Annotated in this window: 15 protein-coding genes; 4 read left to right on the top strand and 11 right to left on the bottom strand. The window is 56.6% G+C overall.

Annotated elements, in window-relative coordinates; all coding sequences use genetic code 11:
* Both IGS51_RS07470 and IGS51_RS07465 read right to left on the bottom strand, forming a co-directional pair.
* On the bottom strand, positions 1-1,990 hold a 1,990-nt coding region (locus IGS51_RS07470), incomplete at its 3' end, for a glycoside hydrolase (protein ID WP_297077653.1).
* A 162-nt stretch (positions 1,991-2,152) separates the two neighbouring features.
* A complete protein-coding gene (locus IGS51_RS07465; RefSeq protein WP_068511468.1) occupies positions 2,153-2,383 on the bottom strand; it encodes a NifU family protein in 231 nt (76 codons plus the stop codon).
* A 272-nt stretch (positions 2,384-2,655) separates the two neighbouring features.
* Between IGS51_RS07465 and IGS51_RS07460 the strand changes: the two genes are divergently transcribed.
* Together IGS51_RS07460 and IGS51_RS07455 are read left to right on the top strand one after the other, a co-directional pair.
* A complete protein-coding gene (locus tag IGS51_RS07460; protein WP_297077650.1) occupies positions 2,656-3,423 on the top strand; it encodes a hypothetical protein in 768 nt (255 codons plus the stop codon).
* Between the two features lie 30 nt (positions 3,424-3,453).
* The gene (locus IGS51_RS07455) at positions 3,454-4,008 is read left to right on the top strand and encodes a DUF4231 domain-containing protein (RefSeq protein ID WP_172357663.1); all 555 of its coding nucleotides are present in this window, start codon (positions 3,454-3,456) and stop codon (positions 4,006-4,008) included.
* 264 nt (positions 4,009-4,272) lie between these two features.
* Here the strand turns inward: IGS51_RS07455 and IGS51_RS07450 are convergent, their stop codons facing one another.
* The 7 genes from IGS51_RS07450 to IGS51_RS07420 all read right to left on the bottom strand — a co-directional run bounded on the left by IGS51_RS07450 (position 4,273) and on the right by IGS51_RS07420 (position 10,758).
* Complete coding sequence (locus IGS51_RS07450; protein ID WP_297077648.1) at positions 4,273-4,917, bottom strand: HAD-IA family hydrolase; 645 nt, start codon at positions 4,915-4,917, stop codon at positions 4,273-4,275.
* A 278-nt stretch (positions 4,918-5,195) separates the two neighbouring features.
* Positions 5,196-6,386: an NAD(P)/FAD-dependent oxidoreductase gene (locus IGS51_RS07445; protein ID WP_297077646.1), complete on the bottom strand. Its 1,191-nt coding sequence runs from the start codon at positions 6,384-6,386 to the stop codon at positions 5,196-5,198.
* A 181-nt stretch (positions 6,387-6,567) separates the two neighbouring features.
* The gene (locus IGS51_RS07440; RefSeq protein ID WP_297077643.1) at positions 6,568-6,900 is read right to left on the bottom strand and encodes a c-type cytochrome; all 333 of its coding nucleotides are present in this window, start codon (positions 6,898-6,900) and stop codon (positions 6,568-6,570) included.
* A gap of 65 nt (positions 6,901-6,965) precedes the next feature.
* On the bottom strand, positions 6,966-8,147 hold the full coding sequence (locus tag IGS51_RS07435) for an ABC transporter permease (protein WP_297077641.1): 1,182 nt from the start codon (positions 8,145-8,147) through the stop codon (positions 6,966-6,968).
* Positions 8,144-9,457, bottom strand: a complete 1,314-nt coding sequence (locus IGS51_RS07430; RefSeq protein WP_297077639.1) for an efflux RND transporter periplasmic adaptor subunit — start codon at positions 9,455-9,457, stop codon at positions 8,144-8,146. Before IGS51_RS07430 ends, IGS51_RS07435 begins: the two co-directional genes overlap by 4 nt.
* A gap of 188 nt (positions 9,458-9,645) precedes the next feature.
* Positions 9,646-9,873 (bottom strand): hypothetical protein, encoded by a 228-nt coding sequence (locus IGS51_RS07425; RefSeq protein WP_172359010.1) that lies wholly within the window; start codon positions 9,871-9,873, stop codon positions 9,646-9,648.
* Positions 9,874-9,942: 69 nt separating this feature from the next.
* A complete protein-coding gene (locus IGS51_RS07420; protein ID WP_297077636.1) occupies positions 9,943-10,758 on the bottom strand; it encodes a hypothetical protein in 816 nt (271 codons plus the stop codon).
* A gap of 1,091 nt (positions 10,759-11,849) precedes the next feature.
* Between IGS51_RS07420 and IGS51_RS07415 the strand changes: the two genes are divergently transcribed.
* On the top strand, positions 11,850-12,242 hold the full coding sequence (locus IGS51_RS07415; protein WP_172357651.1) for an AbrB family transcriptional regulator: 393 nt from the start codon (positions 11,850-11,852) through the stop codon (positions 12,240-12,242).
* Positions 12,243-12,614: 372 nt separating this feature from the next.
* Here IGS51_RS07415 and IGS51_RS07410 read toward each other — a convergent pair whose 3' ends face one another.
* Both IGS51_RS07410 and IGS51_RS07405 read right to left on the bottom strand, forming a co-directional pair.
* Positions 12,615-12,896, bottom strand: coding sequence for a hypothetical protein (locus IGS51_RS07410; RefSeq protein ID WP_172357649.1), 282 nt, complete (start codon positions 12,894-12,896; stop codon positions 12,615-12,617).
* A 401-nt stretch (positions 12,897-13,297) separates the two neighbouring features.
* On the bottom strand, positions 13,298-14,860 hold the full coding sequence (locus IGS51_RS07405; RefSeq protein ID WP_297077634.1) for a hypothetical protein: 1,563 nt from the start codon (positions 14,858-14,860) through the stop codon (positions 13,298-13,300).
* Between the two features lie 215 nt (positions 14,861-15,075).
* On the opposite strand from IGS51_RS07405, the gene rplU reads away from it, so the two are divergent.
* Positions 15,076-15,404, top strand: a 329-nt coding sequence (gene rplU / locus IGS51_RS07400) for a 50S ribosomal protein L21 (protein WP_297077632.1), incomplete at its 3' end; no start/stop codon positions are given.

Below are 15,404 nucleotides of genomic sequence, written 5' to 3'. Positions count from 1 at the left end.
AATGATGGTGGAACAGATAGTTCATCGGTGCTTCGTCGGGCAGGTCGGCCAGCGGTGCAGGGCTATTGTGCATCGTGCGATTGGGATAGAACCACAGCAGGTGTAGCTCTGGCGGAATGTCCACGCCGATCCGCGTACCGCTGGCAAAGTCTACCCGCAGGTAAAAATTCAGATGATCTACGCCATACCAGAGGCGTTGTACCTTGCTGCTGCGGTGCATGGTGCCGCGTGCGCCGCCGACCTCGATGCGCCCCGCCTTGTCCCAGTCCTGTTCGTCGGCGCGGCCGTCAATCATGGGGCTGATGAAGCTGTCGGGGCCGTGGCTGCGGGCGCGGGCGTGATCTTCGACGGGGCGGCGCACGTCTGGTGGCACAGGCTCGTTGAGGGCGACATACAGCGCTGTCAGGTGTTCGCGAAACAACTGGTCAAACATGGCATCCTGATTGGAGGAGTGCCCCTCGCCAAACCACCAGAACCAGTCCGATCCTTCGGCGGCGTAGAGCGCTTCCCAGGCTTCGGGGTTGGTTTCTTCGGTGGCTTCGGGATGGGCGGCGAGGACGGCGCGGGCCTGCGTCAGCAGATCCCAGGCGCGATTTTTGGCGGGGTCGCCGATCCAGGTGGTGAAGTTGCCGTCTACCCAAGAGCCGCTGTGGAGCGTGTCGGCGGGCAGCGTTTCTGTGGCGGGATATTGGTCGAGAAATTCGGCAACGGTGACGAGTTCGATTTCGCTGTGGTCGCTGAGCTTTTGGTAGAGCGCTTCCAAAAAGGGCTTGCCGTCGAGCGGGTAATATTCCCAGCAGTTTTCGCCATCGAGGGCAATGGTGACGAGCCAGGGCTGCTCCAGGCTGGTCTTGCCGTCGGATTGGTGGGATTTCAGCGTGTGGGCGATCGCCTCCAGATGGCTCACTAGGTCGTTTGCGGCCGCGTCTGGCTCCATCACGCCATAGGTAAAGCCGATCAGATCAGACAGGCGGTGATCGCGGAACACGATCGAGAGATCCCCATTGGGCGTTTCCAGGCGATAGGGGCGGTAGAGTTTTTCCGGTTCCAGCACGTTGCCATGCCCGTCGCGATGGAAAAAGTGCTTCAGCGTCCAGCCCAACACGGCTTCATCCGACACCAGCCATTCAAACTCCTGCGCCGCCACCTCCGGCAGAATTGCGGGACTAACCGACTGCTCCGACGGCCACAGCCCGCGAGGTTTGCAGCCAAACCGTTCCCAATACATCTGCTTGGCCCGCGCCAGGTGGCGGGGAATGTCTTCGGGCCACTGAAAGCGAAAGTTGGGCAAGGTCATATCGGGCACGGCCACCCGACCCGCATTGGTATCCGCCAGCAAAGGCAGGATGGGATGGGTGTAGGGCGTGGTGATCACCTCAAGCTGCCCCGTTTCCTGCATCTTGCGGTGGTGGGGAATAATGTGGCTGAGGATTTCCTTTTGCTTGGAATAGAGTCGCTGGCGATCGCTCAGGGTAAACCCGCGCCCTTGCTCTAGCCATTGCGAAATCTCTGGATCGCCCCAAAACAGCGGATCAATCCACGCCAGGTTATGCCACGCCAGCAGGTCGCTATAGTCCTGCGAGCTCCAGTGTTCCAAGCACCACTCGCGCCCGTTGTCCTGCCGCTGATAATACAGTTCGGCGTAGCGCGGATGCGGGTCAATCAGCGTGCGGTGGTTGCCATCGAAGAAATGCTCGATAATAAACCGCTTCTGCTCTTGATCGAGAGTGTCTTCGGGGGATAGCGCCAGCGTCAGGTACGGGTCAAACGCCGTTCCCGCTACGTAGTCTTCGATCTGCATCATCAGCGAAGGCACCAGGTTCACCGTTTGATGGAGCTTGGGAAATTGCTCCAAAATCAGGATCAAATCCAGGTAATCCTTTGTGCCGTGCAATCGCACCCAGGGCAAACGATATTGTCCGGCAGTCCGGCTTTTGTAGAGCGGCTGATGCTGATGCCAGATAAAGGCGACGTAGAGAGGGTAGGGCATATCAACGTTCAGTTTAGTAACGTTCGGTAATGTGTGGTGGCGAATCGACTCGAAAGCAAAAGGCAGGGAACCCGAATCGTCCCTGCCTCAGAGTCTACCAACACCTGGATCGGTGCAGTGTAGCAAATTTTCAGAATTTTTTTATGGTTTTAATTCGAGGTGTTACAACACCTGTTCGACTTCAACAATTTCGGGAATGCTTTCGCGCAGCTTGCGCTCGATGCCCATCTTCAGCGTCATTGCAGAGCTGGGGCAAGAGCCGCAAGCCCCCTGGAGCCGCAGCTTGACGATGGGCCCGTCCAGTTCTACTAGTTCCACATTGCCGCCATCGGACATGAGGTAAGGGCGCAGTTCGTCCAGCACCTTTTCTACGTTGTCGGTTGTCAGTTCCATAGTTGTCACTCGTTTTTATCTGAAGAGGCGATCGCCCAGAAGTATTTATCTCTATTGTAGGTGACTGGAGGAAGTCGCTTCTGGTCGCTTTTGCATCTCTCTGGCGCAACTGCTGCTCTCCAGACACCCACTCAGGTTTTCAACCAAGGGGGTTCAACCCCTCATCTCCGTAGATCTTCAGAGGCTTCTATCCTTCCGGGTTTTCTAAAACTATTAATAAAGGGAGTCATTTGAACTCCCAGGTGCGATAGTAAACACGGAGCCTGCCATCGATGATTTCAAGCGTGTACAAGATGGACAACCGCTTCGATATCCAGTTTGAAGATGGCGCTGTGGCGGCTGTTCTGCGGGCTGAGGCAGATCGCGAGTTGCCCCTGGTGCTTGACCAGTTGGGCTTAGTCAAGAAGCGGCCTGTGCTGGTGGTGGTCGGCGGCGCAGGCAAGCTGAGCCGCGACGATCAGGCGCAAGTGCGATCGCTCTTTGTAAAAGTTTTAGCGCCCCTAGCGGAAACCCTCGGTGCAGCCGTGATTGATGGCGGCACTGATGCGGGCATTATGCGGATGATGGGGCAGGCGCGTCGCCGCACCCACGGCGGCTTTCCGCTCATTGGCATTGCGCCAGAGCAGATGGCGATTTTGCCAGGGGGACGTGCGTCCCACCCTGATGCCGCCAATCTAGAGCCAAACCATACGCATTTTGTTCTGGTGCCTGGTCGCTATTGGGGCGACGAGTCTGCCTGGATCGCTCGACTGGCCAGCGCCCTGTCCGATGGCTTTCCCTCGCTGACGGTGCTGATCAACGGCGGCGAAGTCACCTGGAGTGATGCGTCGCACAATGTGGGGCAGGGCCGTCCGCTGCTCGTTGTGGCAGGCAGTGGCCGCACCGCCGACGCGCTGGCCGATGCGCTGACTGGAAAAATCACCGATGAACGCGCCCGCAAACTAGTGGCATCGGGGCTGATGCAAGCCGTTGATCTGCGTAGCTCAGAAAAGTTGTCCTGTGCGATTCACGAGATTTTATCGAGTAAAATCCTCTCATGAGGACTTTAGCTCCACAACCCAGGGTGCATTATGGCTAGCAAAGACCCCTACCGCGAGCAGCTCAAGCAAGACTTTGGGAGCTTGTTTAACACCTTGGAGCTAGATGAAGCCCAGCAGCACTACCTGCGATCGCGCTGGCTGGATCAGGTGCTGTGGATGGAGAACAAGGCCGGCAGGGCACGCGATCGCTACTATCGGCTGCGGCTGACCACGATTATTGGCGGCGTGCTGGTGCCAGTGCTGGTGAGCCTAAATAACGTTGATAACCGCAGGGCAGATGCCATTATCCGCTGGTCTACGGTAGGCATCAGCACGGTGGTTGCGGCCTGTGCAGCAGTCGAGGAATTTTTCAAGTACGGCGAACGCTGGCGACACTACCGCCGCAGCGTAGAGTCACTGAAGACACAGGGCTGGCAGTTTTCTCAACTGACTGGGCTATACACACAATACCCCACCCATGAAGAGGCGTTCGACTTCTTCGCCAGCCAAGTTGAGGATATTATCCAAAAAGACGTAGAAACCTACTCAACGACCGTTGCCACTGCCAAGAGACACGAAGACTCTGCCCAGCAGAGAGGGTTCTAAGTTTGAAAAGGTATCGCCTGTAATGTTAAGCACTCAGAGATCCCCCCTAGCCCCCCTTAAAAAGGGGGGAAACCGCCTTAAAGTCCCCCTTTTTAAGAGGGATTTAGGGGGATCTTGCACGCTTTGCTACAAACAGTAGGGCTTTTCAAACATCCTCTAAGAGCGATTCTCGGTTTTAGATTTGCGATTTTTGGAATTTTCGATTGGGATTTTCGACTGGATGGAGCAGCCATACAGCTCGCAATGCAGCCATGTGGAGAGGGGCTATTCCCGCTTCAGCCAGATGCCCCGTAGCCCCGCCCGCGTCGCGCCTTCATAGTCTTCTCTGAAACTGTCGCCTACGTGCCATGCGGCATTGGGCGGGCAGTCGTGCTTTTTCAGCGCCAGTTGAAAGATTTGAGCATCTGGCTTGGATACGCCTGCTTCGGTGGAAATCGTGACCGAGGAGAAGTAGTTGGCCAAATCCAGCGCTTCCAGCACGCTGTGAATCCGGGAGTCAAAGTTGGACAACACGCCCAGTTCCACACCGCGATCGCGCCACTGGCCTAGCGTGGCCAGCGTGTCGGCATAGACAAACCACGGGTCTGCGGCAGCGAAGTGGTCGTAAAGCGCACTGAAGAAAGCAGAAAAATCCGCAAACTGGTTCAGCACGCCAACTTCTTGAAATGTCTCAGCGGCGATCGCCCACCACCAGGCATATTCCCGGTCGGGAATCTCCGTCGGGTCGGTTCCTGGAAACGCCATCGGGGTTGCCGCCTTAAAGCTTTTGAAAAACGCCCGATCCACCGCCGCTGCATCCACCGTCACCCCAAACCGCTTGGCCAGATCGGCATACACCGCACCCACACTGCCGCGAACACCAAACAGCGTACCAACTGCATCAAAGAAAATGACCTTGGGGAGGGGCATTGGGGAAGGGGGGATGAAAGAAGGAAGAACGAAGAAGGAAGAACGAAAAAGGAAGAGGGAAGAACGAAGGAGGAAGAACGAAGAACGAAGAGGGAAGAAGGAAGGTGAAAGTTGGGGGTTGGGGTTGGCGGATTAATGCGCTGGGGAGAGACGAGCGAAGCAGCCCTAAGGGGCGCTAAAGCAAGGAGTCGGAAAGAACACAGAACAGAATCTCTATCTTTTTTCGCTCTTCCCTCTTATCTTTTCGTTCTTCGTTCTTCCTTTTTCCCTTTCCCCCTTCAGCTTGCCAGCAGATCCCGAATCGGTTTCGTGATCCAGTTCAGCCCTACTTTGATTTGATGGTCGAAGGTGGGCATCCGATAGAGGTAGGCGAGGCGGCGGAAGAGATGCGCGGCGGGGCCGTCGAGGGAAACGCCGAGGCCCGTGAGGGTGGCTTCTGTGGTGCCAAGAGAGAGCATCTCACCTAAGTGCTGATAGCGGAAGGGCAACAGGGGGCGATCGCTCAGAGAAGCCCACACGTTCCACCCCGTATAGTCTGCTGCCTGAAACGCGGCCTGAGCCGTTGCAGGCACTTTTTGACCGTCGGCATCCTTCATCTCGGCCAGGTCACCCAGCGCAAAGATTTCAGGGTAGTCTACCACTTGCAGGGTCGGGGTGACGAGGAGTTGCCCGCGCTCGGTCTGGGGCAGGGGCAGGCTTTTCACAAAGTCTGGCACTTTGTTGCCCACCGTCCACATCACAATGTCTACCGGAAGGGTGTCCACTTTGCCGCGATAGTCTAGCGAGATGCTGTCTGCGGTCACCTCGGTCACCTGGGTTTCCAGGTCGATCCAGACTCCGCGCTTTTCCAATGCTTTTGTCGCAGCGTCGCGGTTAAAGCTGGGAGAGTTTCTCAAGATCTGGTCGCCCAACTCCACGAGGCGCACCCGGCCGCGATCGCCCAGCCGGTCTGCCAGCTTGCAGGCCAGTTCCACGCCGCTGTAGCCCGCGCCCACAATGGCCACACGAATCCGGTCGGCGGGAGAGGCTTCGAGGATTCTCAGCCGCTCTTGCAGCCGATAGGCATCGTCAATCGAGCGGAAGGGAATGGCGTGTTCTGCTACGCCGGGAGCCATCGTCAGGGGCGTTTCGCCGCCCAGCGCCAGCACGAGGCGGTCATAGTCCAGCGTTGCGCCATCCTGAAGCTGAACCTGACGCGCGGTGACATCGATGTGGGCAACGGCTCCCTGGCGAAACTGGATGCCTGTGTTGGCCAGCAGTTCAGAAAACGGTGGGGCCACTTCCCAGGTTTGCAGTTCCCCAGTCACCAGTTCGTAGAGCAGCGGCAAAAACAGGAAGCGATCGCGCTGATCCACCAGCACAATCTCTGGCTTTGCGTCTGTCCAGGGCAACTGGCTGAGGCGCAGGGCAGTGTATAGCCCTCCAAACCCGCCGCCCAGAATGCAGATTCGATTGGAACGTTGGGTCATACGTAAACGTTGAAATCGGACATCACCCCTAGGATATCGCAGGTTAGGACTTACGCAGTTGAACGATTTCTCGCGGGCGCGGCCCGCGAGAAATCGTTCAAAACCCAGGAAACTTATTGCAAGAGTGCCCGTCCTGACAGGTTTTGGAGGGGCGGGGTTTCAGGTCAAAATTTTGGAACGCTCAGGATTTCCACCCAGCGGCGGCGCGATCGAGGACGTAGGCGGCGACGGACTTGATTTCTTGGGCAGTCAGCTTGTCTTTGTAGGCAGACATATTCGCCTTGCCGTTGGCGACAATTTGGGCGATCGCCTCCACCGTGGCATAGCCGTTCTTTTCCAGCGCGGGCTGTTTCAGATTCTTGCCGCGCCGAATGATATTGCCCCCGTTGACATGACAGCCCGCGCAGTGAACCTCGAACACGGCTGCACCCGTCTTTAGATCAGCGGCGTGAACGGGAAGTGACGGGCTAAAAACCAGTAAAAAAGACAGCAGCGCGATGAGAAAAAGACGCATTTTGGAATTTTAGATTTTAGATTTTGGCTTTTAGATTTTAGATTTTAGCCTGAATGCCCAACTGCTTATTCCTTGAGCGCGGCTACCGGGTCGAGGCGGCTGGCGCGGAGAGCAGGGAACAGACTAGCTCCGATGCCAACGAGCAGGGCAGAACTCATGGCTACCGTAGTAGTGCGGGGGTTGAATTGGTAGGGCAGGTCAAACTGTTGGGCGACGAGTAGCGTGAGTCCGTGAACCGAGGCGATCGCCACCAGTCCCCCCATCGAACTCAGCAGCACTGCTTCCAGCACAAACTGCACCAGAATCTCCTGCTGGGTTGCGCCAATGGCACGGCGGATGCCAATTTCCGATGTGCGCTCAGTTACGGCGGCAATCATGATATTGGCAATGCCAACCCCGCCCACCAGCAGCGAAATTGCGCCGACGGCCGCCAGGGCCCGGGAAGTCAGCTTCAGCATGTCTTGCTGCTGCAAGATCTCTTCAACGTTATTCCAGGTGTAAAATCGATGCCCCCCGTAGCGCTGTTGCATCAGCGTCTTTACCTGATCTTCCAGCGGTTTGATCTGGTCAAGCTGCTTGGGACGAACGCGCACGGCATCCATGCCGCGATCGCCCGTGAGCGCACTATAGAACGATAGCGATACCAATAACAGACCGTCTCGATTCGTGCTTTCGGGATTAACCTTGCGGTGGATTACGCCGACTACAGTAAACGGCTGACGATTCACATAAACCTGCTCTCCGACCGCCGGGGTGTCTTGAAACAGGGATGCTGCTAACATCTGATCGATCACGGCAACCGGACGGTAAGCCGCCAGATCGGCGGACGTAAAAAATCGCCCCACCTGCAACCGATTGCCGGAACTGCGGAGATAGTCGGTGTCTACTGCAACGAAGCTGGGCCGGGCGCGGCGATCGCGGAATAGCGCCTCTCTCGGCCCATCCCACTTTAGCCCGCTGACCACGGCCGCCTGAGGCAAGCGCTGCTGCAAGTAGGCAATATCGCTCTGCTGAAGCGACACCCAATCATTGCCGCCCATCCACTCTGGAATCGCCGTCACCTGGGGAGCTTCCTGGTCGGCTAGGCGGCGGGCAATCACGGCGCGGCTAATGTCGCCGACGTTTAGCGTGGCGCTAACGGCAGCAACACCCATCAGCGTGCCCAGGGTCGTCAGGAGCGATCGCACAGGGTTGCCGCGCAGCGATCGCCAGGTCAGCATCAACAAATCTCCTGGCGCAAGGCTCACGGTTCGTCCTCCGTCGATTCTGGTTCCGCGTTGCCGCCAGATGCGTCTAACGAGTTTGCAGGCACAACGGGCATTCCCGGAGTCAGCAGCACGTCTGGCGGCGGCACAATGACGCGATCGCCCGGCCGCAATCCCCTCGTCACTTCTACCTCCGTCAGTCCCTCCAGCCCCAGTTCCACGGGCTGCTGCTGGGCCCGCCCGTTGCCGTCCATCAGCCAGACAAACGAATTTGCGCCATTGCGCTGCAACGCCTCGATCTCCAGCGTCACGGCATTCTGGCGCTGTTGTAGCACCAGTTCCACATTGACCGAACTGCCAGGAATCAGCCTTCCTGTTGGGCGATCGAGGCGAATCGTCGTCGGCACGGTGGTCTGGGCAGATTGGGACTCACCAGACTCAGAGGCGATCGCCTGCGGATATAACTCCACCACGCGCCCCAGATACACCGTTGGGTCGGGCCCAATCACCGTTACCCGCGCCGTTTGTCCGGGTCGCACCTGCGCCGCATTCAAAGTGGAAAGCTGCAACTTCACCAATTCCTGGCGCGGATCGCCCAGCGTCAGCAACTCCGTCCGGCGCTCTACGCCGTCCCCGTCTTTCACGCTCAGCCCCAGCACCACGCCGTCCCTCGGTGCCGTAATGATGGTGTCCTGAAGTTCCTGCTGGGTGCGTCGCTGCTGCAACTGCAAACTCTGGAGTTCTAATCGAGCCGTCTTTACGGCCGTCTCTGCATCCCGCAGCGCTGCCAGCGATCGCCGCACCTCTGTAGCCTGCTGCTGCACCCGTTCCCGCGAAATTGCGCCTGCGTTGGCCAGCCCTTGCAGCGTCGTCAATTGCTCCTGATCGGCGCTCAGTTGTGCCCTGGCTTCGTCAATCTGCATCTGGCTGCGGGCCAGGGTTTCCGCCTGCTTTGCAGCTTGCAATTCCTGCTCTAGCAGGGCCGTTTGGCGATCGGGATTCCGCAGCACGATCAGCGTTTGCCCCTGCTCGATGCGATCGCCCGGAGCCACCAGCACCTGCTCTACTGCCCCTTCCAGCGGCGACAGCAAAGTTTGCTGCCCGCCCAGCTCCAGCGTGCCGCTTTCGTTAATGACGGTTTCTACCGTATCCCGCTCTATCGTCAACAGGCGCACCGCTACTGGCTCGGGCCCCCGACTGGTCACCCAGGCATACACCGCCCACCCGCCCAAACTCAGCAGCGCCAATGCGCCCGAAGTTAAGATCAGACGCGACCCAGTTTTGAAACGATAAACCGACTTTTCAGGAGGGGTAGACCGGGAGGGAGATGCAACCGGAGGAGGCTGGAGCATAGCAGTAAATCTAAAGGGCGATCGCTCATATGATATCTCTATCCGATATCACATGAGAATATTTACTAACTACACAAAAAGCAGCCAGGATTCCGGAGCTAGGGCCTATGAACGGAAGGGGGTAGAACCAGAAAGCCGCGTCCTCCGGCAATCCTGCTACGATCCCATGCCCTCAAGATCCTATCACCTCAAGATCCCATCACCTCAAACCCACTCACCTCCAAAACCGGGCCAATCATGGCAATCGACATCACATCGTCGCGAACCTTGCCCGTCACGCGCACCTGCTGACCTGCCTTCAGCAAGCCCTCTGGCGCGTTTTTCATGATTTCATAGGTGCCCTGCTCGGTCTTCAGCGCCCACGCGCCCATGCCAAGGGTAGATTTTTCAACAGTTCCTTCCAGGGTCAACATGATGGCTTTATGGCTTAGATGGCTTAGATGGCTTAGATAACTAACTAGGTCTCTTAACGGGGAGGGGCGGGTCTAGGCGGGGCATTGGGCGGCACGAATCAGGCGGATTTGAGCCAGGGTAAAGACGACAGGGATGACGCGGGCATAGTTGGTGGCGATCGCCCGCCAGCCCAAATCTGCAAAGAACCAGGCCCACAGCGCCGGCCCCAGCACCGCCAGCACCGAGCGCACAGCCCCATATCGAGCAGCGCTAGCGGCCATGCCGCGATATGCGGCCCGCACCGCAACCTGATTGGCGATCGCCCCGCCGGCCTGTTTTGCTGCTTGGTAGGTCGCCGCGTGCAGCGCAAACTGACGCGCCATCATTTGCAGCAGCCACGGCCGCACCACCGCACTCAGCGCCAGCGCACTACCGCCCTTCATCAGCAGGCTGGATGGGTTGGTTTGCAGCGACGGCGGAAGTTGGCGAGTTAGCTCAGAATGGGACAGCGACTCCTGCAATTCGCTGTTTAATACCCGCTGCTCAGCCGGGGGCAACTGCTGCCACGCCCGCTGGAGCAACGTCAGAAAAATCTCCGCTTCTAGCTCTGCGGTGGACAGGCTGAGGGAATAGGGAATTCGCAAATAGCGGCAAATCTGGATCAAGACCTGGCGATAGGTGACGTGGCGCGTCTTGCCCTGCAACACCGTTATCCCGTCCGCCGCCAAAAACCGAAAGCGCTGCTCCAAATCGCTCAGCCAGCGATCGCGCTCCTGGCTACACACCGCCACGGGGTCGGGCGTATACACATAGTCCAGCGGGTTTAGCTTGCGGCAGAACAGGATCTCGGTCAGCACTTCCAATTCCTCTTCGGTCGCCAGTTCCAACGCTGCCCTTAGCTCGTCCACGCTGCCTCCTCCCCCACGGTTCAACAAAGAGTCCGACAATATCAAAGTCTGACAATAATCTGACAATATAAAGTCTGACAAAGAGTTCTACAAAAAAGAGCCTGACAAAGAATCCTAACTAAAGAATCCTAACTGCTGTTGCACTGACCTGATTCTATCTGGCAGGCTCCGGTTTTGGCGTAGTTCTATGAAGAATTGCCAAACCCCTGGATATTAACCGTGCTGCATGGGACGATTCCTCCCTCACCTCCTCGCGTCCTGAGTATGCGTTTGTCCTGAGGTAGAGAAGCGGGCGATCGCGCTGGGACGCATCCCAGTTCTGCAAGTTTGCCCTCATCCCCCAGCCCCTCCTCCCTTTTGGGAAGAAGGGGAACTGGATTGGAAGTCCCTCTCTCGCTTTGGGAGGGGATTGAGGGTGAGGGTTACAAAAGTGGGATGCACCTTCGCGCAGAGATTGCTAGCAGTGACTCCGCTCATCAAGCCAGTCGATTCCGTTCAGCCAGTCAGTCATGCAAGTAAGCGGAGATATCTGCCTCAGAAGCTATCTTGATGCACCGATCTCAAGCAGGTTTCTGATTGCAACCCCCAGGCTGCCCACGATCCTCCTGAAGATGACCAAACGGGTTGCATTCAATTTGCCCACAAGCCCTGTCAAAAAAGTTGGTTCCAAACTCGTTATTTGATATAAACTCATCGTCTATATAGATGGGTTAATGAATGGCTCATCTATATGGACAAATGCTAACAAGCAATGGTTTGGCTAAACATTTAGCCGCGATCAGAAGGTGAAATCGCTCTAGCGCCAGAGTGAAATGAGCTTTCTCGAACGCTGCTTAGAAAAATGTATGGCTTTATCTATCTCGTTGTAACATGGGGGCAAGCTACAGCGTTTCTGAGGCAGGTCTAAAGCAAGTGAAGGTGTGAATTATCATGATCCTTGCACAAGGCATAGAGGGTATGCTTCAGCTAGCCAGCAAACGCTGTGAAGTCAAAAGCTAGAGCAATGTCCTGAGTAGAAGTTCCAGATGAATGGGGTCTTCGGCCAGGCAAGGCGCAATGTTTCTAAATCGCTCGTTTTAGAGTTTAAGTGAATGAGTAGAAAAAAGAAGATCGAGCCACTGACAGGAGAATCTCTGTTGGCTAAGGTGAAGCAACTGGAAAACCTTACCAAGGAAGAGAAGGCTAGGGAGTGCGGATACTATACCGTTACTAAAAATGGTGTAGAGCGGGTCAATATGATGAAATTCCTGAATGCGTTGATTGATGCTGAGGGAATCGAGCTAGACAGCAAATCTGCGACAAATGGTCGCGGCGGACGCAGCGCCAGCTATCGCATTACGGTGCAGTCTAACGGAAACTTGCTGATTGGCTCTGCCTACACCAAGCAGATGAATTTGCAGCCCGGAGACGAGTTTGAGATTTCTCTTGGGCGAAAGCATATTCGCCTAAAGCAAATCGATGAAGACGGCGTAGTTGAAGAGTAGCCTCAGGTTAATCAATCAGAGTTTCCTGACACCGAACTTCCTGACCGTGAGTCCTCTACCCAAGATTTCGGATCGTCAGGCAGTTAGGTCAGGCACTTTCTATTCACACTTCGATTGCATACTCCGGTTGATCAAAGGTCGATGTGATCAAGGGTTGACGAGCGGGGGTTCGTCAGGTATGCCTTGCTCAATGCCCTTCGCTCAGTCGTCCCTAGGATCGTTTCTATTAGTGCGGCAGATGAGGTTTCTCTAATTCATTTGCCGCATTTCCATTGCCATTATTGCGAGGCGATCGCCGCGCTATCTAATGCGCCCTATCTCATGCCTGATCTGATGCCCGCTGATGCCCCAATCTTGATGCACGAATCGTCTTCAGGCTGCACTCAGCAAAACGGATCTGCCCAGCAGTCGATACAGGCGGACTTGCTGCTTAGTTGCTTGGGTAATCGCAAATAACTCAATGCCCCAATGGGCGGCGTATTCTTTTGCGAAACGTCTTGCTTGCTTAGCAGATTCAGCTTGAATGAGCAGTTCATCGGCTAGCTCGGTTGTGCCCAAGTAGGCAAACTCTGCCAGATACACTGCGGCTGGCTGTTTGACGCTGGGTTTAACACTGGGTTTGACACTGGATAAAAGCGTTTGATGTTGGGGCATGGCGTGTATTGCAGAATTGTGGGGGTTATCTTCAAAGATGCACTTTGACGCACTTTCAAAGGTGCATCTCTAAGGATGCAATGTACGCTAGACCAAATCAGTTGGGTCTAACATCCTGGAACCAGAGAGTTTGAACAGAGTTTGAGCGGATTCAGGCTCTAGATTTCCTGAACCTGTGTCATGAGAAACCAGTAGGATTACCCAGTAGGATTGCGAATTTTGCAGTTCGGCTGTCACGGATCTCTAAGTCTAGTGTGCCCGGTTTCCCGGAGATGGCAACAGGGGCGATCGCCCTCCTCCACCCGAAATTTACAGAAGGCGATCGCCCTTGGGGACATTGCTTCATACATCCGGGCTTTGCAAGTCAGGCAAACTGCTGAGAGCCAGACACAATTCTCAGATCACAGACGGGGCGATGGCCAGGGAATATTCGGATCTTGGGCCAAGTGACGAGCGACCGCTGCGGCACCGTCTTGATTCAGGTGGCTGGGGTCGGCGAAGTATTGATTGCGCGTGGGCCAGAGCAGGCTCAGGTCGCGGAAGAGAAACCGCTGCTGGGTGGCGATCTGCTGCATATGCTGGCGAAACTGCTGCTCGCGGCGACGACGCAGCGGATCGAGGTAGTCCTGAGTCAGCGGCAGGCTGACGAATACGAGGGGAATCTGGCGATCGCGCACATAGCTGGCCAGCGCCACCGTCGCCTGGGTCTGGGAGCCAGTAAGCTGAAACGGCGTGTAGTTGCTGTCGTATTGGCCAGCAACGCGGGGAAACTGGCGGTAATACGTGGCGGGGTTGAACTGGGTGGCGATCGCCTCGAAGCCATCCGCCCGCAATCCCGAATTTGCAGGCACATCGGGCAACACCACCACCGAGGCTACTTGGCTCGGCGCGGGCAGCGTCGGATCGAGAAACGACAGACAGACGGGCGACTCCGCCAGCAGCGCATCCCCCGGAAACGCCTGCTGTGGAGCGGTCAGATCAGGAACCATCTGCAACGGTGTCAGCGTGGACTGAAGATCCAAGAAAAAGTTCGCCGCGTCGGGATTCGACCAATCTATAGAGGAGGATAGAACAGGCTCTAGGTGAGGCGTTTGACCTTTTTCTTCTTTGCGATCGCCCCCAGAAATTTGCCCCGTGACTTGCCCCGTGGTTGCAGCGGGCGATCGCGCGTCTGTGGGGGCGGGGATCGATGCTTGCGCCGTTGCGCCAGGGGCCGCTGGGTTGCCCACAGGCTTTGCCAGCACCGGAATTGGCGGAATCTCCAGGCAAATTTCGGGCGGCTGCTCGGCGATCGCCTGCGACAGGGGCACAGGCTCCGGTGGAATCGTCCGCACACGCGCCGCCAACTGGCGATAGCCCGCTGAAGACGCAATGCCGTTAAACGTGACATCTGCCTTGGCGCTGTTAAACGCTCGCAGCCCGTCCGCCCAGATAATCAGCCGGGGCAAGCGATCGGGCGGCAGCACTTGCCGAACGACCAGATCCATGACACGAGCCGTCGCGCCGTTGATGCTGAAATTGTAAATCCGCAGGTTAGGTCGCCCCCGTTCTGCAAGCGCCTGCCGCAACACCGCCGGATCGATGCCCTGCAACGCCCGCGAACTGCCGATAATCAGCACGTCGGGTGTGCCCTCGGTCATGACATAGTGCGAATAGAGCCGAATCTGGTGATCGAGCCGTTGACTATTGAAAGAGGGAAAATTCGGTAAATACTGCGGTGAATCTGGCAAAGGATCTGCCGACGCGGGCGGCAGGCTGACCGTAGACAGGAGCGGCACTAGAGGCGGTAGGGTGGCGATCGCCCCAATTTCATGGGCCTCCACAGGCAAAATCGGCATCGACCACAGCGGCACGACTAGCGCCGATCCCGCCGCCCAGCCCAGATGCATTTTAACCAAATGCAGTTTTATAAGTTGAATCAAGGCGATTTTTAAGCCGCGATAGATGAAATTGCCAGCATTCATAGCGCTGTCACGCTCAGACGCGATTCGTCGCACAGCATTACTCAATTACTATAGATCCCCTGCCGAAATGAAAGCGAACTTGACACTTTGGCAGATTCTTAGCGAGAATAGTTAACTGTTGTTTATGCGCTCGGATCAGGTTCTAAACAGCGACGGGGCATTGCTGATTAGCGGCTTTCTCTGGCGCGGCCTGTACGGCGATCGCTTTAACGAAAATGACCTACGCAATTGTCGAAACGAGTGGAACCCAACTGCGGGTAGAGCCGGGTCGGTTCTACGATGTAAACCGCCTGGATGTGGGTGAAAACGAGAAAGTCACCCTGGATCGGGTGCTGTTTGTGGAAAATGATGGCGAAATTTCGGTGGGGCAGCCGCTGGTGGCTGGAGCAACCGTCGAAGCAACCGTAATGCGCCACCTGCGGGCCCGCAAGATCATCGTCTACAAAATGCGCCCTAAGAAGAAAACCCGCAAAAAGCAGGGCCACCGCCAGGATTTGACTCGCCTGATGATCGACGCAATTAACTTGGGCGGTGCGGCTCCGGC

Source organism: Thermoleptolyngbya sp. M55_K2018_002 (assembly GCF_015295965.1).
Classification (GTDB): domain Bacteria; phylum Cyanobacteriota; class Cyanobacteriia; order Elainellales; family Elainellaceae; genus Thermoleptolyngbya; species Thermoleptolyngbya sichuanensis.
This window is presented reverse-complemented; position numbering and strand designations above follow the sequence as displayed.

Bases quoted from the DNA above. Each gene is read 5' to 3' on its own strand.
- IGS51_RS07465 (WP_068511468.1), bottom strand. From the start codon at position 2,383: ATGGAACTGACAACCGACAACGTAGAAAAGGTGCTGGACGAACTGCGC.
- IGS51_RS07460 (WP_297077650.1), top strand. From the start codon at position 2,656: ATGATTTCAAGCGTGTACAAGATGGACAACCGCTTCGATATCCAGTTT.
- IGS51_RS07455 (WP_172357663.1), top strand. From the start codon at position 3,454: ATGGCTAGCAAAGACCCCTACCGCGAGCAGCTCAAGCAAGACTTTGGG.
- IGS51_RS07450 (WP_297077648.1), bottom strand. From the start codon at position 4,917: ATGCCCCTCCCCAAGGTCATTTTCTTTGATGCAGTTGGTACGCTGTTT.
- IGS51_RS07445 (WP_297077646.1), bottom strand. From the start codon at position 6,386: ATGACCCAACGTTCCAATCGAATCTGCATTCTGGGCGGCGGGTTTGGA.
- IGS51_RS07440 (WP_297077643.1), bottom strand. From the start codon at position 6,900: ATGCGTCTTTTTCTCATCGCGCTGCTGTCTTTTTTACTGGTTTTTAGC.
- IGS51_RS07430 (WP_297077639.1), bottom strand. From the start codon at position 9,457: ATGCTCCAGCCTCCTCCGGTTGCATCTCCCTCCCGGTCTACCCCTCCT.
- IGS51_RS07415 (WP_172357651.1), top strand. From the start codon at position 11,850: ATGAGTAGAAAAAAGAAGATCGAGCCACTGACAGGAGAATCTCTGTTG.
- IGS51_RS07410 (WP_172357649.1), bottom strand. From the start codon at position 12,896: ATGCCCCAACATCAAACGCTTTTATCCAGTGTCAAACCCAGTGTTAAA.
- IGS51_RS07405 (WP_297077634.1), bottom strand. From the start codon at position 14,860: ATGAATGCTGGCAATTTCATCTATCGCGGCTTAAAAATCGCCTTGATT.